The sequence below is a fragment of the Bradyrhizobium erythrophlei genome (genome assembly GCF_042430365.1).
Lineage (GTDB): Bacteria > Pseudomonadota > Alphaproteobacteria > Rhizobiales > Xanthobacteraceae > Bradyrhizobium > Bradyrhizobium erythrophlei.
In genome coordinates, this window is the sequence record NZ_JBHMET010000244.1 from 1 (window position 1) to 22,147 (window position 22,147).

The 22,147-nt window shown below is 62.7% G+C and carries 23 protein-coding genes, 1 tRNA gene and 2 pseudogenes; 12 read left to right on the forward strand and 14 right to left on the reverse strand.

Annotated elements, in window-relative coordinates; genetic code table 11:
• Window positions 1–54: 54 nt before the first annotated feature.
• From ACFFWD_RS36690 to ACFFWD_RS36700, 3 genes and pseudogenes are all read left to right on the forward strand, one after another.
• Window positions 55–207 (forward strand): annotated as a pseudogene (locus ACFFWD_RS36690) (transposase domain-containing protein); the annotation flags it as partial.
• Between the two features lie 50 nt (window positions 208–257).
• On the forward strand, window positions 258–833 hold the full coding sequence (locus tag ACFFWD_RS36695) for a UPF0149 family protein (RefSeq protein ID WP_376974015.1): 576 nt from the start codon (window positions 258–260) through the stop codon (window positions 831–833).
• Between the two features lie 231 nt (window positions 834–1,064).
• Complete coding sequence (locus ACFFWD_RS36700; RefSeq protein WP_376974017.1) at window positions 1,065–1,604, forward strand: hypothetical protein; 540 nt, start codon at window positions 1,065–1,067, stop codon at window positions 1,602–1,604.
• Between the two features lie 112 nt (window positions 1,605–1,716).
• Here the strand turns inward: ACFFWD_RS36700 and ACFFWD_RS36705 are convergent, their stop codons facing one another.
• From ACFFWD_RS36705 to ACFFWD_RS36720, 4 genes are all read right to left on the reverse strand, one after another.
• Window positions 1,717–2,709, reverse strand: coding sequence for a caspase family protein (locus ACFFWD_RS36705; protein WP_376974019.1), 993 nt, complete (start codon window positions 2,707–2,709; stop codon window positions 1,717–1,719).
• 1 nt (window position 2,710) lies between these two features.
• Window positions 2,711–3,100 (reverse strand): TIR domain-containing protein, encoded by a 390-nt coding sequence (locus ACFFWD_RS36710; RefSeq protein ID WP_376974021.1) that lies wholly within the window; start codon window positions 3,098–3,100, stop codon window positions 2,711–2,713.
• Window positions 3,084–3,587 carry a hypothetical protein gene (locus ACFFWD_RS36715; RefSeq protein ID WP_376974023.1) on the reverse strand — a complete coding sequence of 168 codons (504 nt, stop codon included), beginning with the start codon at window positions 3,585–3,587 and terminating at the stop codon, window positions 3,084–3,086. The genes ACFFWD_RS36710 and ACFFWD_RS36715 overlap by 17 nt, the downstream gene beginning before the upstream one ends.
• A 216-nt stretch (window positions 3,588–3,803) precedes the next feature.
• Window positions 3,804–3,875, reverse strand: a tRNA-Glu gene (locus ACFFWD_RS36720).
• A 173-nt stretch (window positions 3,876–4,048) separates the two neighbouring features.
• Here ACFFWD_RS36720 and ACFFWD_RS36725 point away from each other — a divergent pair.
• Complete coding sequence (locus ACFFWD_RS36725; RefSeq protein WP_376974025.1) at window positions 4,049–4,417, forward strand: hypothetical protein; 369 nt, start codon at window positions 4,049–4,051, stop codon at window positions 4,415–4,417.
• Here ACFFWD_RS36725 and ACFFWD_RS36730 read toward each other — a convergent pair.
• Together ACFFWD_RS36730 and ACFFWD_RS36735 are read right to left on the reverse strand one after the other, a co-directional pair.
• The gene (locus tag ACFFWD_RS36730) at window positions 4,362–5,693 is read right to left on the reverse strand and encodes a tyrosine-type recombinase/integrase (protein WP_376974027.1); all 1,332 of its coding nucleotides are present in this window, start codon (window positions 5,691–5,693) and stop codon (window positions 4,362–4,364) included. The two genes, ACFFWD_RS36725 and ACFFWD_RS36730, sit on opposite strands and share 56 nt — an antisense overlap.
• A gap of 317 nt (window positions 5,694–6,010) precedes the next feature.
• Window positions 6,011–6,310: pseudogene (locus ACFFWD_RS36735) on the reverse strand (aldehyde dehydrogenase family protein); the annotation flags it as partial.
• A gap of 102 nt (window positions 6,311–6,412) precedes the next feature.
• Between ACFFWD_RS36735 and ACFFWD_RS36740 the strand changes: the two are divergent.
• Window positions 6,413–6,817 carry a LysR family transcriptional regulator gene (locus ACFFWD_RS36740; RefSeq protein WP_376974029.1) on the forward strand — a complete coding sequence of 135 codons (405 nt, stop codon included), beginning with the start codon at window positions 6,413–6,415 and terminating at the stop codon, window positions 6,815–6,817.
• On the forward strand, window positions 6,783–7,301 hold the full coding sequence (locus tag ACFFWD_RS36745; RefSeq protein WP_376974031.1) for a substrate-binding domain-containing protein: 519 nt from the start codon (window positions 6,783–6,785) through the stop codon (window positions 7,299–7,301). The genes ACFFWD_RS36740 and ACFFWD_RS36745 overlap by 35 nt, the downstream gene beginning before the upstream one ends.
• Before the next feature lie 177 nt (window positions 7,302–7,478).
• On the opposite strand, the gene ACFFWD_RS36750 is transcribed toward ACFFWD_RS36745, so the two are convergent.
• The gene (locus ACFFWD_RS36750) at window positions 7,479–8,810 is read right to left on the reverse strand and encodes a tyrosine-type recombinase/integrase (protein WP_376974033.1); all 1,332 of its coding nucleotides are present in this window, start codon (window positions 8,808–8,810) and stop codon (window positions 7,479–7,481) included.
• 432 nt (window positions 8,811–9,242) lie between these two features.
• Window positions 9,243–9,590, reverse strand: a complete 348-nt coding sequence (locus ACFFWD_RS36755; protein ID WP_376974039.1) for a hypothetical protein — start codon at window positions 9,588–9,590, stop codon at window positions 9,243–9,245.
• 192 nt (window positions 9,591–9,782) lie between these two features.
• On the opposite strand from ACFFWD_RS36755, the gene ACFFWD_RS36760 reads away from it, so the two are divergent.
• Both ACFFWD_RS36760 and ACFFWD_RS36765 read left to right on the forward strand, forming a co-directional pair.
• Window positions 9,783–10,154, forward strand: coding sequence for a DUF4118 domain-containing protein (locus ACFFWD_RS36760; protein WP_376974041.1), 372 nt, complete (start codon window positions 9,783–9,785; stop codon window positions 10,152–10,154).
• 64 nt (window positions 10,155–10,218) lie between these two features.
• Window positions 10,219–10,449 carry a hypothetical protein gene (locus ACFFWD_RS36765; RefSeq protein ID WP_376974043.1) on the forward strand — a complete coding sequence of 77 codons (231 nt, stop codon included), beginning with the start codon at window positions 10,219–10,221 and terminating at the stop codon, window positions 10,447–10,449.
• Window positions 10,450–10,455: 6 nt separating this feature from the next.
• On the opposite strand, the gene ACFFWD_RS36770 is transcribed toward ACFFWD_RS36765, so the two are convergent.
• From ACFFWD_RS36770 to ACFFWD_RS36780, 3 genes are all read right to left on the reverse strand, one after another.
• Window positions 10,456–10,596: a hypothetical protein gene (locus tag ACFFWD_RS36770; protein ID WP_376974045.1), complete on the reverse strand. Its 141-nt coding sequence runs from the start codon at window positions 10,594–10,596 to the stop codon at window positions 10,456–10,458.
• 319 nt (window positions 10,597–10,915) lie between these two features.
• Window positions 10,916–11,443, reverse strand: coding sequence for a hypothetical protein (locus ACFFWD_RS36775; protein ID WP_376974047.1), 528 nt, complete (start codon window positions 11,441–11,443; stop codon window positions 10,916–10,918).
• Between the two features lie 46 nt (window positions 11,444–11,489).
• Window positions 11,490–13,037, reverse strand: coding sequence for an acetolactate synthase large subunit (locus ACFFWD_RS36780; protein WP_376974093.1), 1,548 nt, complete (start codon window positions 13,035–13,037; stop codon window positions 11,490–11,492).
• A 219-nt stretch (window positions 13,038–13,256) separates the two neighbouring features.
• Between ACFFWD_RS36780 and ACFFWD_RS36785 the strand changes: the two genes are divergently transcribed.
• The 4 genes from ACFFWD_RS36785 (at window position 13,257) to ACFFWD_RS36800 (ending at window position 17,798) form a co-directional block, all read left to right on the forward strand.
• Window positions 13,257–13,826 (forward strand): L,D-transpeptidase, encoded by a 570-nt coding sequence (locus ACFFWD_RS36785; RefSeq protein WP_376974049.1) that lies wholly within the window; start codon window positions 13,257–13,259, stop codon window positions 13,824–13,826.
• A 93-nt stretch (window positions 13,827–13,919) separates the two neighbouring features.
• Window positions 13,920–14,720: a DUF2927 domain-containing protein gene (locus ACFFWD_RS36790; RefSeq protein ID WP_376974051.1), complete on the forward strand. Its 801-nt coding sequence runs from the start codon at window positions 13,920–13,922 to the stop codon at window positions 14,718–14,720.
• Window positions 14,721–15,574: 854 nt separating this feature from the next.
• Complete coding sequence (locus ACFFWD_RS36795) at window positions 15,575–16,603, forward strand: MerR family transcriptional regulator (RefSeq protein WP_376974053.1); 1,029 nt, start codon at window positions 15,575–15,577, stop codon at window positions 16,601–16,603.
• 199 nt (window positions 16,604–16,802) lie between these two features.
• Window positions 16,803–17,798 (forward strand): LysR family transcriptional regulator, encoded by a 996-nt coding sequence (locus ACFFWD_RS36800; RefSeq protein ID WP_376974055.1) that lies wholly within the window; start codon window positions 16,803–16,805, stop codon window positions 17,796–17,798.
• 114 nt (window positions 17,799–17,912) lie between these two features.
• On the opposite strand, the gene ACFFWD_RS36805 is transcribed toward ACFFWD_RS36800, so the two are convergent.
• The 3 genes from ACFFWD_RS36805 to ACFFWD_RS36815 form a co-directional block, all read right to left on the reverse strand.
• Window positions 17,913–18,338, reverse strand: coding sequence for a YybH family protein (locus ACFFWD_RS36805; RefSeq protein ID WP_376974057.1), 426 nt, complete (start codon window positions 18,336–18,338; stop codon window positions 17,913–17,915).
• A 496-nt stretch (window positions 18,339–18,834) separates the two neighbouring features.
• Entirely contained in the window at window positions 18,835–20,793 is a 1,959-nt protein-coding gene (locus ACFFWD_RS36810) for a DEAD/DEAH box helicase (RefSeq protein WP_376974095.1), read from the reverse strand.
• Window positions 20,794–21,040: 247 nt separating this feature from the next.
• On the reverse strand, window positions 21,041–22,147 hold the full coding sequence (locus ACFFWD_RS36815; RefSeq protein ID WP_376974059.1) for a M48 family metallopeptidase: 1,107 nt from the start codon (window positions 22,145–22,147) through the stop codon (window positions 21,041–21,043).

Here is a 22,147-nt window from a genome sequence, read left to right on the forward strand (position 1 = left end):
CGCAAACGACGGCCTCTTCCAAAACCATTCGGCATAGTGCGGCAGTCGGCATAAACGGCAAAGCTCCACGAACTCGATCCGCAGGCCTATCTGGTCGATGTGCTGGAGCGCATCGTCTCCGGTCAGACCAAGAGCCACCAGTTGCACGAACTTCTCCCCTGGAACTGGAAGGCGGCCCGCGAGCTCAGCGCACGGGGCGCCGCATGAGCCGGCGCCGCCGTTCATCATCATCTTCATCATCGATGGCGGCAGCCGCGATGCCGCTCGACGAGCTTGAGCCTTGGCTGCAGGCTCGCGCCGAGCAGCATCCCGTCGCCACGAGTCTTCCCATGCTCGACGGCTATGTCGCCGCGATCGTGGCCGGGCCGGTGTCGATGAGTGCGCCCGACTGGATCTGTCCGCTACTCGCCATCGACGCCGACGCATTCAACCACGGCGGCACGCCGGAGTTCGCTGCGATTTCGGCCGTCGCGCTGCGCCACAACGACATCAGTAACGTTCTTTCCACCGCACCACATCGGTTCGCGCCGGTCCATGGCCGCAAGCCGAATGGCGACGTTGACGCGCGGCCCTGGTGCCGGGGATTCTATGCCGCCATGCGGCTGAGACTATCGGCCTGGGCCCCGCTGCTCGACATCAGCAACATGCACCACGGCTTGCTCCTGCCCATCCTGCTGCATTGCGTCGACGATCAAGGGCGTCCACTGCTTGGACCACCAAGGACAGGCCGCGAGACCGAGGAATTCCTGCGCAACGCCCATACCGACATTCCGGACGTCGTCGAGGCCATGCGCCAGTACTGGATGCCGACCCGCTACGCTCGCGCGCGCTGATCACTGCAGACGTGGGAGCTCATGCCGGTTACGCACATGCTGAAGGGTGGCATTAGCCGTTACCACCCTGATCCACCGGCGGCGTTGCACGAATGAGCTCGGCGCAGCATTGACAGTGGAGACCAAATCATTAAATACTGATCGCGCCTTGAATGGCCTCCTCTTTCCCTTGAGTGGGACAAACCAAGAAGGCTGACGCCTTCACCACACGGTTTTTAGGAGCAAATCCAAATGAATACCATTCATCGTCCGGCGTTCAGTTCGCCGGACCTTCAAGCTGCGCTCGACAAGGCACATGAGGCATTGGAAGGAGCCGACGAGGCTCGCAACCGTGTCTCGCAAGACATCAAAGCCCTTGAGAGCTATCTCGTCAGCCTCCGGTTGACCCCGCCGTTCCGATACGGCTTGGGCAAGGCCTTCGTGGCCGACGACGAGCAGCACGTCACCGCGTCGTTGGAGTACGGCTTGTCCGCCAGCGGGAAGATCCAGGAAGAAGCACTCGTTCTCGACGAGGACGCGCATGGCAAGGTGCGCTTGCTCTACGAGGTGAGCGAGTGGGACGGGTATGTTGACGTTGACGTGCCCGGAGGCCCGTTGTTCTGGGACGAGAGCACCCTTCAGCGAGACGACGTCAAACCTCTGATCGAGGCGAAGTTCGAGGTTCGCAAGCGGGTGTATAACCAACTTCCCGCGTTCGTTACCGCGCTGGCCAAACACTACGCGATCGACCCAAACAAACTGACCGATTGGGACGAGGAGATTCCGTTCTAGGCGATGCAACTACGAGCCGGGCGCTGTTCGCGCCCGGCTTAGCACTACTGATGGCATTCGCGTCGATTGCTCGAAAATGGCGTATGTCCGCCTAAGTCTCACAGAATGCTCGCTAGATGCGGCCCATCGCTGCAAGCTTCCGATAATGAGCGCCCAGAGCGCTCAGCCGACACGCTTTCGATTCCATTGCAGCGTAGTACATGTGGGTCGTACCGACGGGCGTAACCAAGCCGTGACGATAGCATTGCTGTAACTCCGCGAGCACCGCTTGGTGTGTCGGGTTTACTGGATATTTGTTCTTCGTCTCTTCGGTGAAGTTCGATCTATCCGGCTCGAAGGAAGGATCGAGCGGAAAGACATAAGCTGCATCAGGAAAGTATTGAGGGAGGCGGCGAAGCACGTCCATTGATACCTTCGGACTGACCTCCCGCAGGGTCACGAACGTTTGGACATTGGCTTTGTAGATGGGGCGCTGCTCCCATGGTCCCAATGTTTGATCAACGTGCGAATATACAGAAGCAGGGGTAATCCTCCCGCATACATCAGCAGATCCGCCGCTCAGCGCATCCAAAACAATGCTCGAGAACAAGCCGTATCCATTCAACTCGCTAGCGGTCTGCTCGCGATGACATGCCGTAAGGATTGTTACGCCTTCCCCAATTGCAGCAATGGATTGATTGCCGATGCCCTGGACTTCACCTGCGTAGCCAGAATGGCAACTGTCCAGAATCATGACGCTGGATTTGATCCGGGGTGCCGCTGCATTGGCCAAGCCTAAAATGTCTGCCAGCGAGATACCCCACGCTCCCTTCTTTCCGTCCTGGCTTACTAGGTAGCCTGCATTCGTCACGGGATCGATGATACCGTGGCCTGCAAAGAACAGGAGCGCGGTGTCGGCATCGCCCTTGAACAATTCGCCGATGGCATCATTCAATACGGCTGAGGTGATTTGGTCCTTGTCACTGGTCAGGAGTTTTATCGAAAAATTCGGCGACCCATCCCCGTTCTTCTCTAGCAGAGTTGCAATCGCCTCCGCGTCATTAACGCATCCGGCGAGAGGAGCGGTTGGATAGTGATCAACCCCGACGACGAGGGCTTTCTTCATTTCAACGGCCACCCCCGATTAAGGTTTTCAAGTTATCCCACGTCCAGTTGTACATTTTGTCGGTGGACTTAGCCGCCTTTGGGCGCTTGTTAGTCTTGTCCTTGTACCCAGCAAGCAGGAAATAGGAGACCTTTTCCTCTGCGATTGTGATTTCTGCACTCACGCCGGTTGCGCTATCGGTATGCTCACCGCAAATCACCGCAACGACATCGACCGATTTGATGCGCGTCCTAGCTTTCTCTTTCCAGTTGCCAGAGAGCGCTTCCTTGATGGACCAATCAGCAAGCTCAAAGGGGCTGTCCTTGAGCTTCGACTGTCCCACCAGAAATTCTTTCAACGTCTCGTCATGATCGTAATCAAAGCTCACAAATACCTTAGTCTTCGCCGCCATTTACGTTTCCCCCTATATTGATTATGTCAAACGTAATCGGATTGAAGTGAATAACTCTCTTTGAAAGCTTGGACGCATACGCAACTATGTCAGCGGTACCACCCAGCCCCTTTGCCCTTTGTCCGTCCCAAATAGCGAACAGAACATCGCAACGATCAACGACGAATTTCCCCGCGTCGAAAAAACTCTGCTCGTCATTTTCGGAGCCGGCCAACTGCACGATCTCTGAAGAAGCAAGCAGCCTCCTGTATTCAGTAAGACCGTCTCCGGAGAACAACCGCTCATATGCCAGCGTGGGAATGACGGCGACGTGAGGGATGCCCAAGGACATGGCTGTGCGCGCGAACATCTGATCGCTGCCTACAGCAAGCGAGCTAAACGCCTTCGTGACGAGCTGAAGCCGCGATAGCTCACTGCGAAGCCGATCCGCCACCCAATCCCAATCCAGGCCTTCGCGCTTCTGATGCCCCGTGACAGAAACTTGCATGGATGCTCAGATACAACCTTTGTTGGCATTAGTCCGCAGCTTTCTGGAACCCATCCACAGGCCCTACCCGCAACCCACAAGATGCGGGCGTGCGCGGGCCGCCGCGGTGGCGAGTGCAGCGGGTTCAACGGCGAAAAATCGCCGCTCTATACCCGGTCAATACCTGGTCGTTTGTTTCAGTGGAGGTGTATGGCCCAGCTAAGTGATTGTTTTTGCTGGCGCTCCCTAGGGGTATCGAACCCCTGTTTCAGCCTTGAGAGGGCCGAACTTTGATCCGTTTGATGCCAATCGCAAAGCGGGATCCGCGATTGAAAAAATATATCACTTCGACCCTGCCGACCATTCGTCCTATTTGTACGCCACAGCTACTCAGCCGCCGCACCTGCGGTTTAGATATCTTTTCTTCTTGAGAAACCTCGATCTTAGTTGATCGAAGACCGATCGGAGTTCGGGATTGAGGCATGCACGCGAAGGACGAAGAGACTCACGCCACGGCGTTTGGGTCGCCAGATAGTTGGAAAATACCGCGCGCCGCAAAGCGCCCCCGCAAGAACCGTGGCATGCCTCCGCCCGCGACTTTTGATATCGACACGCTGCCGGGCAGCTCCAATTTGACGGCATTGGAGGCGGCCGCAGTTATCCGGCGCACGCCGGGAGCACTGGAGCAGTGGCGGCGCGATCCGAACCATCCGCTGAAATGGCGCTATGTCGATGGCCGCCCCCTCTATCGTGTCGATGCGGTGCGTGACTATCTGGCCAAGTGCGACAACACGACTAAGACGCCTCAGCCGCATAATGCACGCGGAGACGGCCGAGGAGCTCGGCCTTGATCGGGTCAAGCGGATTCGTCCGCTGCAGGCGCACGATTTTGCCGACCCGTTTCGCGCCGACCAACTCCGCAATGTAGTCGTGAGCCGCTTCGAACGCCATCTTGCGAATGATCCACTGTTCGTCGTGGTTGTAGACCTGATCGATTCCGCTTGGCTTTTGCCCGACACACAGCCGCTGGATTTCGTTGTCGTAGCCGCACCGTGACATGATGGTTCGCAAGCTGCGCCTGAGATCGTGCATAGTGAACTTGGCAACTGCAGCTTCCTTGACCAAACGGTTGACCATTTTGGTGAAGCCCGACAACTGGCAGCCGGTTTTCGGTGAGGGGAAAACATAGTCGGACGTCGCGCGCTGGAAATGTTTCGCGGCCGCGAGCACCTCGTCAACGAGATGGGTGCGGGGCACGTCGTGATGTAATCCCATCTTTGTCCATGCCGCATCGAAGCTGACACGGTCATCCATGACGTGCTTTCGCCACTCGATCATGGTTGGTTCGCTGCGGCGCGGGCCCCCGAGCAGGCACATGCGTGTCAGCAGCCCAAAAGCCCCGAGCTTGCCGGATGCATGCCAGACCTTGATGATCTCTTCATCGGTCAGTGCGCGGCCCTTCGTTCGGCGTCCGACCCTCTGCGCACGGGTTTCCTTGGGTTCTCGATAGCCGGCAAGCGCGTTATGCTCGACGTAACCCTCGCCGACACACCATTCGAGGAAGGTGTGAACGTGCTTGCGCAAGTCCTTGGCGGCACCACGCTTGCCGGTCTTGGCAATCTTGTCGACCGCCGCCATGATCTGTCGCCGCGTAAGGTCTCCCACGCCGCTATCAGAGTGATCCTTCAGCCCGCGCCGAAGCGCTGACATGGCTGGCTTCCAGTTAACGACTTGGCGTCCGGTCAACGACGTCTGGTAGGGACCATCTTCAACGATGAGAGTAACCAGGGTGGTGCGCTGCTTCTCGGCCGCCTGTAGCCGCCTCGCCGCGCGTTTTGCGTCGTTGGGGTCCATGCCCTTGACCACCTCGCCAGCTGCGATGGTGGCGGCCTTGCGCGCGGCCTTCTCATTATACTTGGGCCACGGGCCCAGGGTCTTGCGCTGGGTTCCCCTCACCCCCGGCTTGGTAAAGAGGTAAACCCAAGTCCGGCCGCCAGTGGCGCGCATGCGCAGGGCGAGGCCGGGCAGCGTGTCGTCGTGGAGATAATGTTGCGCCTTGCCGAGCGGCAGCGTGGCGTTGCGGATCACCGCATCGGTGAGTGTCAGCAGATTGGTCGGCTCTGTCATGATCCCTTCCCCGCGTTTTGTGCCCCGGTGTGCCCCGCCGGGAAGCTTATCGTCCCCGATCAGAGAACCGGCCCTTAGAGCTTTCCCTCGCCGTGTGCCCCAAAGGAAAAACCGAAGACCCAAACAGAACCGGATCTCAGGCCTCCCTTCATGCCCCAAGGGAAAATCTGCGGCGGGCACAACGGGGGCACACAAAATGCAGTATGGCCACTTATGGGCCACTGAGGCGCAGATGGCCATAAGCCGTTGTAATACAACAAATTAAATCGACAAAACTGTGGCTACGTGTGGCCAGCCTGGATCTACGGATTGTGGTTCGCGTCGGAGAGGATCTTGCCGTGCTCGGAACTAATAACGGCTGCAAGCTCGTCGATCCGCTCTTCAGCAATCCGAAGGAAGCGATTGAGGATACGGGAGCGGCGCAGCGGAGACGTATCGGCCCAGCCGGGAGCGGCCTTCGCTGCGGAGGCAATTGCCTCGCTGACTTCGGCACTACTCGCCAGGCTGAGTTCGCCGGTCTGCTCTCCGGTGGCCGGATTGAAGACGGGCGCGATGCGCCGGCGCTGGCCGAGTATGCGGCGACCGTCGACATAGTGGGGAATCTGGGTAGTCGTCATTGTCGTCTCCGATTGAGATCACGTGCTCATTGTGGGTGGGACGACCCTTGCGCCTCAACGAGAAGCATTGCGGCTCCGTTGTGCAGAAATTAAAGTCGCGGCATGGACTGGGATCGAATCCGTATCTTTCTGGAAGTGGCGCGCACCGGTCAGATCTTGGGCGCCGCGAAGCGCCTGAAATTGAACCACGCCACCGTTGCTCGGCAGCTCACGGCGCTCGAGGAAGACCTGAAGACGAAGCTGGTAAATCGAGCGACCACCGGCTCGTCGCTGACGTCGGCCGGCGTGGCACTCCTTGGGGCGGCCGAAAGGGCCGAGTCCGAGTTCCTGCGGGTCGGCGCCGAGTTCATCCAGGCATCCGATCGCCTGGACGGCACGGTCAGGGTGGGAGCGCCTGATGGTCTCGGAAACTACTTCCTCGTGGACAAACTAGGAGCGTTCGCGGACGGAAAACCCAGGTTTCAAAATACAGTTGGCGCCGCTTCCCCGCACGTTCTCGCTTGCTAAGCGTGAAGCCGATATCGTGGTCATGCTCGAGAGGCCGGAGGAGGGAAAGCTCATATGTACGAAGCTCACCGACTACACTTTGAGCCTTTACGGAGCCGAAGAATACATTAAGCGGACGCCGCCTATCGCCCATCCGCGAGACCTGTCAGAGCACCTGCTGATCACGTACATCGACGACATCGTCTACAGCCCGGCACTCGACTACGCGTCGGGCTTTGAAACCCACACGAAACGGCGCTTCGAGTGCGGCAGCGTCATGGGTCAGGTCGAAGCTGTTAAAGCCGGGCATGGCGTGGGAATTCTGCATGACTACGCAGCCGCCCGGTACCCGGAGCTGCATCGAATCCTCCCCCACCAGAGCTTCACAAGGAGCTATTGGCTCGTTTCGCATCCCGACACGCATGAAACGCCGCGGGTACGGGCGGTCCATCGGCATATCGTTTTTTCGATCCGTCAAGCCAGGAAGGATTTCTTGGCTCATTAGGGGGCCAGGACCACCTGCTTCGCTTGGAGACTGCCGCGGTCATCCGGCGCACGCCCGGAGCGCTGGAGCAGTGGCGGCGCGATCCGAACCACCCGCTGAAATGGCGCTACGTCGACGGCCGCCCGCTCTATCGCGTCGATGCGGTCCGCGATTATCTGGCCAGATGCAACAAGGCAACTAAGCTGTCCCGGCCGCATAATGTTCGCGGAGACGGCCGAGGAGCTCGGCCTTGATGGGGTCGAGCGGATTCGTCCGCTGCAGGCGCACAACCTTGCCGACCCGTATCGCGCCGACCAACTCCGCGATGTAGTCATGAGCCGCTTCGAACGCCATCTTGCGGATGATCCACTGTTCGTCGTGATTGTAGACCTGATCAATCCCGCTTGGCTTCTGCCCGACACAAAGCCGCTGGATCTCGTTGTCGTAGCCGCAGCGTGACATGATCGTGCGCAAGCTGCGCCTTAGGTCATGCATGGTGAACTTGGCAACACCCGCTTCCTTGACCAAACGGTTGACCATCTTGGTGAAGCCCGACATCTGGCCACCTGTCTTCGGTGACGGGAAGACATAGTCGGACGTCGCGCGTTGAAAATGTTTCGCGGCCGCGAGTACCTCGTCAACGAGGTGTGTGCGCGGCACGTCATGGTGCAGACCCATCTTGGTCCACGCCGCATCGAAGGTGATGCGGTCATCCATAATGTCCTTTTGCCACTTGATCATGGTTGGCTCGCTGCGGCGCGGGCCACCGAGCAGGCACATGCGGGTCAATAGCCCGAAAGTCCCTAGCTTGCCGGATGCATGCCAGACCTTAATGATCTCCTCATCCGTCAGCGCACGCCCCTTCGTTCGGCGCCCGACCCTTTGCGCCCGAGTTTCCTTAGGCGCGCGATAGCCGGCGAGCACGTTGTGCTCGACGTAGCCTTCGCCGACGCACCACTCGAGTAAGGTATGCGTGTGCTTGCGCAGGTCCTTGGCTGCGCCGCGCTTGCCGGTCTTGGTAATCTTGTCCACCGCCGCCATGATTTGCCGTCGCGTCAGCTCAGCAATCGCGAGATCTAAATGATCCTTAAGACCGCGTCGCAGTGCCGACATTGCTGGTTTCCAGTTGACGACCTGGCGTCCGGTTAGGGAGGTTTCGTAGGGGCCCTCTTCGATGATCAGGGTCGCCAGCGTTGTGCACTGCCGCTCGGCCAGCTGTTGCCGCTTAGCCTCGCGCTTCGCGTCGTTCGGGTCCACGCCCTTCACGACCTCGCCAGCGGCGATGGTGGCGGCTTTGCGCGCAGCCCTCTCATTGTATCTGGGCCACGCGCCGAGGGTCTTGCGCTGGGTCCCCCTCACTCCCGGCTTGGTGAAGAGGTAGACCCAGGTCCGGCCGCCTGTGGCGCGCATGCGCAGGGCGAGGCCGGGCAGCTTGTCGTCGTGGAGATAATGCTGCGCCTTACCCGGCGGCAGCGTCGCGTTGCGGATCACCGCGTCGGTGAGTGTGAGGTGGTTGGTCGGCTCCATCACAATCCCTGCCCTTTCCCTATGCCCCAGTGTGCCCACAAGGACGACCAGCCCCGAACAGAACAGGGTCTTAGACCTTCCGCCGCTTATGTGCCCCAAGGGAAAACTCACGAAGGGCACAACAGGGGCATACAAAATGTGGGTAGGCCGGCTATGGCCAACTATGGTCCAGTATGGCCACAAATACCTGTATTACAATGATTTTATAAAGAAACACTGTGGCTTGATTAGGTTCACTCAGGTCTACGGATTGTGGTTCACACGGGAGAGGTCCAAGGTTCGATCCCTTGTGCGTCCACCATCAAAAGCCCCGGAGAATCGGGGCTTTTTGCGTTTTTGGGCCGGCCCCGGGGCGGCTGCGGTGCGCGAGCGTCCGGGCGCCGCTGGCGGCGTCCTGCCCAGATCTAGCCCCCGACCGCCGCTTCACAGATGAGCTTACTGGTGCGTGCGGCGTGGGGATGACGATTGCTCCGACGGGCGGCGGTTGAGTTCGCCGAGCAAGTCGCGGACCGCACCGTCGAATTGTTCGGACTGGAACGCTTGAGCCGGTTGGCCGCGACCTGACGGCTGTTGGCGGCGGCGCCCCGAGAGGTCGTCATTTGCGGCAACCAGAAGCCGCTCGAGATTGATCGCATCATCACGTCCCGTATCGGCAAGGGGTTGAGCCTTGGGAACGTCGCCCCGCGCGGCCCGACGCCGGCGGCGAGAGATCATCTCGCGGATGCCATATCCCGAACCGAAGCCGATCCCCAGCGCGACAAGGATAATCAGAAGTCCCAGCATTGCACCGTCCCATCATCGCCCTGCCGCAACGCAATAAGCCTGAGCAATGCGGCAGGGAGTTGACCGCCGAAGGGCCCTCCTCCGGCCAGGAGCGGCGGCGCTGTCGCCGCTCGCGCGACGCGGAATGCTACGGACTTTTATTTGTAATCCTCCTCGGCTACCTTCCGGGAACTCGCGGGGGCGGGGAATTTGATGCGCAAGAGTAACGACTACATTTTGAGGCTGCGGCCGTGGTCATTGGCCACGTTCGTCGCGGCGCTCCTGGCGGTGATGTTCGCCACCGCGATGCAGGAGCTGGTCGCCACCTTCGGCATGCAGCTTTATTTCGCGGGCTTCGTTCCCGCGATCCTGATTGCGGGGCTGCTCGGGGGTGCGCCGGCCGGCGTGTTTGCAACCGTGATCACGATTCCGATCGTGATATGGGCATTCATGCCGCCCTATTTCGAGTTCTCCTGGCCGACGGCCGCCGATTACGACAGTATCGCGACCTTCCTGTTGTCGAGCGCGCTCTTGGTCTGCTTCTCGCAGCTTTATCGCGAAGCGCTGGTCATTCTCCGGAAGTGAATTTGGATCACGGCTGGGCCGCGCGCGGCGCGGTCGATCAAGCCTGTTGCCGATCGGGATGTCGATGACCGCACGGAAATTGGCCATCCAGTTTGCCACCCTGGCCGGGGGCGCCATCGGGCTGTTCGCGCCGATCGGCGTCGTCAAATGGATCATGCGGGTCGAGCCGGAAGATGCGGGGATCCTGACGCTGTTCTTCGTTCCGGTCTGGTTCGCAATCGTCGTGCTGGGGCTCGTGGTCGGACGCAAGCTCGGCTTGCTTGCCACCGGCGGCAAGCGGGTGATGCAGAGATAGCGGCCCTCAGATCCCGAACATCCAGACCGCGACGATGGTGGCGAGCGTCGCGACCCCGCTGATGGTCCAGCCGGCGGCGTAGAATGTGCCCTCGTTGGCGGTGTCGAGCATCTCGTCCGTCGTTTCCGTCATTGATCGCCACTGCATGGCGCAGCTCCTGGGAACTCCTCCCCAGCCGAACAACGCAACGCCCGGGTTCCGGTTCCATGGATGTCGGCAGTCTCGACCGTGATGTCGCGCGCGCAATGCGCGGTGCCGACATCCCGGTTAAGGAAATCAGGTGCGGAGGGGGAGCGAAGACGAAGCGGAGCCGGTGATGCGCACCGCCATGGGATCGTACTGAAAATTGACCACCAGCTCCATTAATTGCTCCACCTGCCGCAGCTTCTGTTGTGACGTGGTGGTGGAGGCGATGCATGATCCAAACGGGCTATCACTGCAAACAGACGAAAGATTCCGGCCAGACTTAATGCTGAGAACGCCTCTCCGTGAGCCCGGTCACGCGCAGCCGCTCGCCGAACCAGATTGATGCCGGCCGATCGATCGCACCGCCGACATAGACTTCCGACGCGCTGACCCCGTACCGTCCGAGCGTGACCAGCACGCCGATCCAGTAGGCGAACCAGACATTCGGATCGGTCAGTGCCTCCAGCTTGTGCTGGTCGTGCTCGATCGACTGATGGTTGCTCTGCTTGCGCAGCTCGATGGCGAGCAGGTTGTTGGGAATGTCGCGCTGATGCACCACGATATCGGGATAGATCGACTTGCCGAGATGGTCGTCGGTCGAGATGACGCTGCCATGCGGCAGCCGCAGCGTGCGCTCGCCGAGCCGATCGTAGTTGCAATCGACCTGCCAGCCGGAAAACTGTCTCTCGACATACACCGCGAGCCGGTGAGTGAGTGTCCGCTCGCCGAGATCGCGCTCCAGCAGGAAGGTTTCCTGGGCGTAGAATTCCTGCAGGGCGACGATCACCTTGTTCAGCTCGGTCTGCATGAGGCCTCCGACCAGGGAATCGCCGCCGCGGCTACCAAATGGACATCTACATCTGCACTTCGATCAGCCGCGGGCCCGGCTCGGCCACGGCTTCCGCCAGCGCCTTGTTGAACTCGTCTGATGTTGTCACCGCGCGGCCCGGCACGCCCATGCCGCGGGCGAGCGCGACGAAATCGATGGTCGGGCGGTCGATCTTCAGCATGTCCTGCGCCCGCTTGCCCGGCTCGCCGGCACCGACCCCGTCGAACTCGCCGCGCAGTATCTGGTAGATCCGATTGGCGAACACGATGGTGACGACGTCGAGGCCCTCGCGGGCCTGCGTCCACAAGGACTGGATCGTGTACATCGCGCTGCCGTCGCCGACCATGCAGATCACCTTGCGGTCCGGGCAGGCGACCGCAGCACCGGTGGCGACCGGCGTCGAGAAGCCGATCGAGCCGCCCATGTTCTGCAGCCAGTCATGCGGCGCAGCGGCCGCCGTCGGCGGAAAGAAGCCGCGGCCGGTGGTGATGGACTCATCGACGATGATGGCGTTCTCGGGGATCGCACAGGCGATCGCCTGCGCGATCGTCGCGAAATTGAGCGCGCCGGTCGGCTTGGCCAGCTCCTGCAGCTTCTGCGGCTTGACGTCGGTCGGCTTGGCATGGAGCACGTTGGCGAGCGCTTCCAGCGCAGCGACCGAATTCTCGCCCCACGAGGTCATGCGATGCACCTCGCAGCCCTCCGCCTTCAACACGCTCGGCTTGTTCGGATAGGCGAAGAACGCCACCGGATCGTTGGCCTCGACCAGCACGATATGACGGAAATTCTGCAGGATCGGCAGCGCCTGCTCGATGACGTAGGGGATGCGGTTGATCGAGAAGCGGCCGCGGCCGCGCGCCATGCGGGGATGATAGGTCTGGCCCATCACCGTGCAGCCGGTCTTGCCGGCGATCCGCTCGGCGAGCGCGAGCCCGTGCTCGGTCAGCGCGCTGCCGGTGATCAGGAGCAGCGTGTGCGCGGCGTCGCCGTGCAGGATCCTTGCCGCGGTCTCGACCGCCTGCGGCGAATAGCTCGGGCGCTGCTTCTCGACCGGCATCTCGGCAATGCCGTCCGCCTCGTTCCAGGCGGTATCCGCGGGCAGGATCAGGGTTGCGATCTGCGGCGGCGCGCTCTTCGCGGCGGCAATCGCAGCCGCACCGTCTGCGGCAACCGACTTGGCATCCGGCGAGGTCCGCACCCAGGACGACATCGGCCGCGCCAGGCCTTCGATGTCTGACGTCAGCGGCGCGTTGTAGCCGATGTGGTAGGTCGCGTGCTGACCGACGATGTTGACGATGCCGGAATTGGCCTTCTTGGCATTGTGCAGGTTGGCAAGGCCGTTGGCGAGGCCGGGCCCGAGATGCAGCAAGGTCGAGGCCGGCGTGCCCTTCATGCGGAAGTAACCGTCGGCGGCCCCGGTCACCACGCCCTCGAACAGGCCGAGCACGCAGCGCATGCCCTCGACCCTGTCAAGCGCGGCGACGAAATGCATCTCGGACGTGCCGGGATTGGTGAAGCAGACGTCCACGCCGCCCGCGACCAATGTCCGCACCAGACTTTCCGCGCCATTCATGGTCTCTCTCCCGGAGATCTTGTTCGAGGTCAGGTCCAGATCAACCATTGTTCACCCGTTTCGTCAAAGGTTTAGCGGAACAATGCAGGTATCGCTTGCCGTGTGTTGCCTTTTTAAACCGTGTTGTCGGAAACTGCGGCGCTCACGGCTTCGTCGCTTGCGGATGGCGGGCGATTGTGGCCTGTCTTGCTCCATACTTGATGTGTCGCGAGGATGCCGATGATCCGCCCGATTGCCCTGATGTTTGCCGCCTTCACCATGCTGGCAACCGCCGGCCAGGCGCAGGCCGAATTCTTCGACTCCCGCGACATGATGAGCGGCCCGAACTTCTTCGGCACCGGCGCGAGCCCGATCCCGCGCACCACCGTCAACTACCCGACCAATTACGCACCCGGCACCATCGTGGTGAACACCGCGGAGCGCCGGCTCTATCTGGTGCTGCCCAACGGCCAGGCGCTGCGCTACGGCATCGGCGTCGGCCGCGACGGTTTCCGCTGGAGCGGCACCCACCGCATCAGCGCCAAGAAGGAGTGGCCGTCGTGGACGCCGCCGTCGCAGATGCTGCACCGCCGCCCCGATCTGCCGCGCCATATGGCCGGCGGCATCGAGAACCCGCTCGGCGCCCGCGCGATGTATCTCGGCTCGACGCTCTATCGCATCCACGGCTCGAACGAGCCCGAGACGATCGGCCAGGCGGTCTCCTCCGGCTGCTTCCGGATGACCAATGACGACGTCGCCGACCTCTACAATCGCGTGTCGGTCGGCACCACCGTCGTCGTGAAGAACTGATCGCGTCGTATTCAAGGGAACTTGACGCGGCGATGCGGCGCAGCGGTTGATCCGGCCTTGCGCGACCGGGCACCTTGCGGCAGCGTCGCCGGGATGCCCCGACACCGATCCTCGATTCTGCTGCTGCTCGCCGCGGCCCTTGCCGCGGCCGACGCCATCGTGGCGTCCGTCACGGCCGCCGAGATTCCTTCGATCGCGGCGCGGCAGCGCAACGAGAAGAAGGTCTTCACCGACAGCGAGATCGTCGAGGGTTTTCTGAAGACGGCGTTCGGCGCCGAATATCATCTCGCCGGCAAGGTCGACCGCATCCGCAAATATGACAGCCCGGTGCGCGTGTTCGCCGACGGCAGCCGCTCCGACCGCAAGGCCCAGCTCGCCAGGATCGTCGCCGACATCGGCGCCAAGGTCCAGCATCTCGACATCGCGATGACCGAGACCAGCGAGGCCGCCAACGTGCTGGTCAAGCTGGTGCGCGACCGCGACCTCTATCGCACCATCACCACCTTCTACGGCGCCGAGCGCGCACGCGAGATCCGCTCCTCGCTCGATCCGCAATGCCTGTCCGGCTTCCGCAAGAACGAGCGCTACGAGATCGAGCATTCCGACGTGATCCTCACCGTCGACAATGGCGACTTCGTCTTCTTCGATTGCGCCTATGAGGAGCTGTTGCAGTCGCTTGGCCCGATCAACGACACCGCGACCGTGCCCTGGACCATGTTCAACGACAGCGTCTCGATGGGCTATTTCGACGTCTACGACCAGTATCTCCTCAACCTGCTCTACGATCCCCGCATCAGGCCCGGCATGACCGTGCAGGAGGTCAAGGCCGTGCTGCCCGAGGTACTCGCCGACGTCCGCGCCTGGGTGACGAAGGTCAATCATCTCGCGGAGTGAGGTGGTTGAATTGGAATACAGCGGGCGCCGCGCATTCCGCTGTCGTCCCGGCGAAAGCCGATGCCAAACACCGTCATTGCGAGGAGCGCAGCGACGAAGCAATCCATGCCTCTGCATGCGGCGCGATGGATTGCTTCGCTTCGCTCGCAATGACGCTAAGGCATGCTTCCTCATTCTCGCGGCACAGAATGTCCGAGCTTTGCATCTCGTTTTCGCCCTCCTCTCAAGCAGAGGGCGCAGGGAAAGCCGGGGGCCGATTGCACCCATGGGTCCCGTGCAACAAAAAGCACGGGGGGTAGGACCACAGGTGAAACCGGAAAACACGCCGGCTTTCCCTGCGCGATGGTTGTACGGCTTGCTTCGTGCTCTCCCCGGCGAGACCGGGCTTTTTTGTCACCGTCATCCGCAAGACGTTTCGCGTCTTGCGAGGAGACACCTGCCACTGGGGCGTCAGGACCACACGACTTTCACCGTCCGCCTTGCGCGTGCTCGTCAGTCACGCATTCGGCGTCCACCGCATCTCGACCCAACACTCGTGACGATCGCGAAGCGCCCCTCAAGCGAGTGAGACGGGCGAATTCATACACTGATTTTCGATTCCGGAAAACGGAAATATTTCTCGCGCAGGGACTTGCGCCGTCGGGCAAATCAGTGCCAAGGGCCGCGGAGCCGTAGGGTGGGTTAGCGGAGCGTAACCCACCCTTTTCGCTCCACACAAAGCCTGTTGCTCTCCGGGATACCGGCGGCGGGTTACGCCTGCAGCTAACTCGCGCTACACAATCCCTCAACCCGCTTGACCTTGCCCCTGCGGCCGCCCCCATAAGGACGGCGGTCAGACGATGCGAGGTGATTCGATGAATGCTGCCGCAAGATTCCTGAGCCCTTCCGACGCCGCGAACCGGCTCGGCATTTCGGCGAAGGCGTTGCGTCTCTACGAGCAGCGCGGCTTGATCGCGCCACTGCGCACGCCGGCCGGCTGGCGCGCCTACGGGCCCGCCGAGATGGCGCGCTGCGCCGAGATCGTCGCGCTGCGCGCGCTCGGCCTCAGCCTCGGTGAAGTCGCGCGGGCTCTCCGCGGCGACGCCGACATCCTGGCGCGGGTGTTGGCCGCACACGAGGCCGTGCTCAAGGATCGCATCCGCCAATCCGGCGACAGCATCGTAAAGCTCCGCCGTCTCCGCGCCGACCTTGCCCGCGGCAAGACGCCCGCTATCGGCGACGTCATTCGCGCGATCAGGCCGCGGTCCGACATCGGCGTCGCGTTTGACCTGCCGTGGCCGTGGGGCGGCGAACGCTTCGAACTGCGCGAGATCCGCGCGCTGAACTACATCGTCGGGCCGCTCGGCAGCGGCAAGACGCGGCTGGCGCTGCGCCTTGCCGAAGCGCTGCCCGATGCGGCCTTCGTCGGGCTGGAGCGGCTGGCGGACGGGGCTGCGGCCGCTCGCGCGCGCATCGACGCCGACCCGGCGCTGAAGGCGCGGATCGACGAGCGCCTCGCTGCGCTTGTCGTCGACGGCGCGGTGGCGTCGCCCGCACTGATCGCCCTGCTCGCCGCGCTCGAATCCGATGGCCCAATCATCCTCGTGATCGACATGCTGGAACAGGGGCTCGATGCGCCGACCCAGGAGGCCCTGATCGCAAGCCTGCGCCGTCGCGGGCCGCGCGCGCGGCCGCTGTTCTTCCTCACGCGCTCCAACGCCATTCTGGATCTCGATACGATCGGCGACGACGAGGCGATCATCCTGTGCCCGGCCAATCACAGCCCGCCGATTCCGGTTGCGCCCTATCCGGGAGCGGTAGGCTATGAAGCGGTCGCGACCTGCCTGGCGCCGCCCGAGGTGCGCGCACGCACCGAAGGCATGATCGCGTGGCGGCCGGCCTGACGCCGGCATCTAAAGCGCGATGGGATTGGACGAATCGTCATCGCGCTTTTCTTTGCTTGAAAACCGCTACACACTTTTCCGGATCATGCTCTGGTGCAATTGGTCGACGGCAACGTCAGGTTTTGCCGACCAATCTCTGTAACCTTAAAGCGCGGTTCCGCTCTGATGCGCCAGCGGAAGTATGCTATAAGCCGGTGCAATGAACGAGCTCCCACGCACCCAGGCCTTGCGTTGCTTCATCACGGTCGCGCGTGAAGGCACCGTGTCACGCGCCGCGTCGGTGCTGAACCTGACCCAGCCGGCCGTCAGCCTGCAGCTGAAGGGGCTGGAGGAATGCACCGGCCTGCAGCTCTTCAACCGCACGCCGGGCGGCTTCACGCTGACCGAGGCCGGCGCCGCGCTCTTGCCGCTCGCGCACAAGGCGGTGTCGGCGTCGTCGGATTTCAAGGCGACGGCCGAAGCGCTGAAGGAAGCCGAGCGCGGGACGCTGCGCGTCGGCACCATCCTCGATCCGGAGTTCACGCGGCTTGGGCCGTTCGTGCGCAAGCTCGCCTCCGCCGAGCGGCAGACCGAGGTCTTCCTGCACCATGGCGTCAGCGACGACGTGCTCGCGCAGATCGGCCGCGGCGAGCTCGACGTCGGCTACTACGTCGATGCCACGCCACCCGAGCAGCTCGCGCATCACGCTTTCGCCGAGCGCACCATCGAGGGCGGCCGCTACCAGCTCGCGCCGCTCCTGAGCTACGACTACCGGATCATCGCGCCGATCGCGTGGAGCGAGAAGGTGATGGGCAAGGGCTGGGCCGAGCTCGCGCTTTTGCCCTGGCTCGCCACGCCGACGCATTCGGGGCACCGGCGGCTGCTCGACGATATCTTCCGCCCGCTCGGCGCGCTGCCGAAGCGCGTCGCCTTCACCGACCAGGAAGAGGCGATGATCGACTTCGTCGAATCCGGGATCTGCCTCAGCCTCGCGCGCGACAGCGTGCTCGCGCCACGGCTGGCGCGCCCGCACAATTTCGTCATCGCCGACAAGGTGAAGCTCACCTGCGACCTGAGCTTCGCCTGCCTCGCCGCGCGCCGCCACGAGGCCGCGATCGCGCACGCCTTCGCGACGGCGCGGGAGGTCTGGGACATCAAGCCGGCGATCGCGGGCGCCGGACCGGCGCGGACGCGCAAGGTCGCGAAGAACGCTTAGCTTAGGTGGCGGCTAGAGCCTTTTCCGTTCCGATAGAATCGGAACGGGGCTCTAGTTTCCTGTTTTGACGCGTTTTCTTGACGCGAACCGGTATCCACTTCGCTCGAAAACGCTCTAATTGCCCTCGTTCCAAATGTCGGTGGTCAGTTTCCAATCGTCTCCGACCTTCTCCCAAACCACGACGTACTTTCCAGTCACTTCCTTCGGTGTCGGTCCCTTGGTCTTGAGGGCGAACGTCCCAATCTCGCGTGCCGCGGAAGGGCCAAGCGGCTTAACGTCAAGGGTTGCGAGCTTCGGATCGCCAACTTGTTCCGCCATGCTTTTCCACATTGCCTCGATGGCTGATCGGCCGTGCACCATCGCAGAACCTGGCGGGAATGCGGTCGCATCCGTGCTGTAGAGTGACGCAATTCCAGAGAAGTCGCCCTTGTTGAACAATTCAATCCATTTCGCGTTGACGGCCTCAATCTCGGCCTTCTGAGCCGAAGCCGGTGCGGTCAACGAGATCACGAATGCAATTATCAGTGCGATGCTGCGCATGATCATCTCCAAACATAATGTTCGATGCGAATGCAGGGCGGAGGTTGTCTTGACTTGAACTGGATGCGTTGAATGCGGCATCCCAGACCGGGTTTGGCGCACCAGCAATTCCGGGGAATTACCGACAGCGACATTGACTAACCAGCGCAAGGCGCGCCTCACCTGCGACCTGAGCTTCTCCTGCCGCGCCGCACGCCGCCACGAGGGCCGCGATCGCGCACGCCTTCGCGACGGCGTGGGAGGTCTGGGACATTAGCCAGTGGTTGCGGGCGCCGGTTCGCCACGCACGCGGAAGGTCGCGAAGAACGCGTAAGCCGGGCGCGGTGTGGACTCATGGATATGCATGCGAACCGGACACGGCCGCACGGCACCTTGGCCACAGCTCCCCATCGAGCCCGATTGAGCCGGGACCTCATACCACCGAGCAGCTCGTCAAACTTTCCCGGCGCTGACGCTCATGGTCAACCCCGGTTCCCTGCACTTGTACGGCGACGGATCAGCCGCGACGATTCTTCCTTGCCTTCTTGCCGCGCGCGGCTTTCCCGGGCGACGTGTTTGCCCGCTGCGGTTGTCCGCCGTGACCGGACTTGTTCCGATGTTTCTTTTTCTTCCCGAAAGCCAGCTCGCCGGCGAATTTCGACCCGCTTTCACCGTGCGGCTTGCCGCGCTGCTTCGGTCCTGACTCGTCCCGAGAATGGTCCCTTCGACGAGCACGGTGATCGGTGTCGCCGGCGTCGCGCCACGGCGCGTGCGACCGCTTCTCCGAAGGCACCTGATCTCGCGGGATATCCGCCAGCGGCTCGATGCGGATGCTGTCTTCCTTGTCCGGACGTCGAATCTTGACGGCGAAAGATTCCGCGACCCGCTCGGCGATCTCGAACTCGGTGGTGGTGTCCATGATCCGGATCGCGCCGATGTCGCGCTTGTCGATGCCGCCACGACGGCAAATCATCGGCAAGAGCCAGCGCGCCTCGGCATTCTTTCTTCGGCCAATGGCCGCACTGAACCATACGCTGGCCTCCGCCATGCCGTGGCGCGACGATGATTTTCCCGTCTTCGATCGGGGCCCGGCGGGGCGATCATCGCCGCGCGACGTCCGGACGTTGTCTCGACCGCGATCGTCACGCGCCCGGCCGCTCCCCTCGCCGGGATCGAGAATGTCCTCGGGCGAGGGAAGCCGAGCGCGATAAAGCCGTGCGAGCGCCGCGGCGATATCCTCGGGCGAGCGCTCGGCGAGCAATGCCTGCGCCAGGATCAGATCGTCGGCGGTCGTCTCCTCGGTGAACACCGAATCCTTGAGCATGCGTTCACGATCGAGCTTGCGGATTTCATCCGCCTGAGGCGCCGTGCCCCAGATAGAATCAATGCCGGCCAGATTCAGCAGCAATTCCACGCGCCGTTTTCGCGCCGGCGGCACCAGCAGGATGCTGACACCCTTGCGGCCGGCGCGGCCGGTGCGGCCCGAGCGATGCTGCATGACCTCCGCGTCCTTTGGCGGGTCCGCATGAATGACGAGGTCGAGGCTCGGCAGGTCGATGCCGCGCGCCGCCACGTCGGTCGCCACGCAGACCCGGGAACGCCCGTCCCGCAACGCCTGCAGCGCCTGGGTTCGCTCGTTCTGCGTCATTTCGCCGGAGAGAGCTGCAACGGAGAAACCGCGCTCCAGCAACGCCGCCTGCAAATGCCTGACAGCCTCTCTCGTGTTGCAGAACACAAGTGCGCTCGGCGACTCGAAAAAACGCAACATGTTGACGACCGCGTGCTCGACATCGCCAGGGGCGATTCGGATGGCGCGGTACTCGATGTCGGCATGACCACCTTCGTCGCCAGCGACCTCGATCCGAAAAGCCTGTTGCTGATACTGTTTTGCCAGCGCAACGATGCTACGCGGAAAGGTCGCCGAGAACAGCAACGTGCGGCGCGTGTCCGGCGTGGTCGTGAGGATGAATTCCATGTCCTCGCGAAAACCGAGATTGAGCATTTCATCGGCTTCGTCGAGGACGACAGCCTTCAATTCCGAGATGTCGAGATGGCCGCGCCGCACGTGATCGCACAATCGGCCGGGCGTCCCGACGACGATGTGAGCGCCCGCGGCAAGCTCGCGCTGCTCGCGGCGCGGATCCATGCCGCCGACGCAGGAGACGACACGCCCATCCGCATATTGATAGAGCCATGCGAGTTCGCGTTGGACCTGCAAGGCCAGTTCGCGCGTCGGCGCGACGATCAAGGCAAGCGGTGCGGCTGCCTGCTCAAACCGCTCGAGCCTGCCGAGAAGATCATTTGCGATTGCCAGCCCATAGGCGACGGTCTTGCCTGAGCCGGTTCGCGCCGAAACGAGCAGGTCGCGGTCGACGGCTTCAGCCGCGAGCACCGCAATCTGAACAGGGGTCGGCCGATCGTAGCTGCGCTCGGCTAAGGCTCGGGCGAGCGGCGGACTTGTGGTGGGGAATGACACGAGATGGAAAACCTTGGTTGGCGCAGGACGTCGAGCCGAGTGACTTGAAGCTGCGTGGCCGGCAGACGGCACAGCCACTCGGGTGGCGATTTGATTCAGGTGCTTTACGCCAAGCGAGGTCAAATCACCATGCCGTGCGTGCCGCATCGCATGGCTGGCCCCCACCCACCGCTCAAAAAGGGAGCTCCGCTCGCCGCGCCCCCGCGGAGGGAGCGCCGCGACGACACAATCGCCGACGCAGCCCGCCTCACACCTTCCCTGCTCCACAAATCCCCTTCAGCGCCTGCCATTCGGCCGGCGTCAGCAGCGGCGCGCCGGTGACCGCGCCGTCGGCCTTGCTCATGCGGGCGAGGCGATCCTCGGTCAGCGGATGGCTGGAGACGAGCGAGAGGCCCGTGCCGCCTTCCTTGCCGGTGACGCGCAGCATCAATTCGCCCATCGGCTTTGCCGGCCGGCCGAGCCGGTGCATGGTCTCGATCGCGAACGTGTCGGCGTTGGTTTCGGCGTCGCGCGAATAGGACGAGGTCACCAGCGTGCGCGAGGCGAAGATCAGCGCGCCGGAGCCGGTGACGTCGCCGAACAACAGCCCGATCAGGAACGAGGTGCCGCCATTGTGGATCATTTCGCGCATGCTGTCGCGATGGCGGAGATGGCCGAGCTCGTGGGCCAGGACGCCGGCGATCTCGTCGGGGTTTTCGGCCTTCGCCAGCAATCCCTCGAACAGGTAGACCTTGCCGCCCGGCAGCGCGAAGGCGTTCGAAACCGATGATCCCAACACGCCTGACTGCACCGAATTGTCGAGCCCTGCGGTTTCCCTGAGCTTGCCGACCAGCTTCTCGAACGCGGCCTGGCCCGCCGCGTTGGTGCAGGGCTTGCCGTCGAACACCACCTTCACCTGCGCTTCCGCAACGTCGCCGAGCCGCCGCTCGAAGGCGTCGGGCACCAGCGGCGTCAGGCGGTCGGCAGCGAGCGGCACGCCGAACAGCACCACGAGCACGATCGAGGCCGCGGCCGCGATCGACCAGCCGACGATCGCGGCGACGCCGCGGCGGCCTGGCAGGTTGTCGTCCAGGTGCGCGCAGTGCGCGACGAGATCGGCCGCGAGCCGCGCATCGCGGATCTCGAGCCGCGCCAGCGCCGGCGCGGTGAGACAGCTCAGCCGCAGCACGCCGGTCGGGCTGTCGGCGCGGCGGATGTCGGCATAGGCCCAGCGTGCGATCGTCTTCCCGTCCTCGCCGATCTCAAGCGCGTCCGACAGCGTAAGCGCGACCACGCGGCGCCGGTTCGATGTGCCGTCGAAATAGACGCCACCCGGCGGCGCGGCGGAAGCGGCTTTGCTGCGATCCGTCTCCAT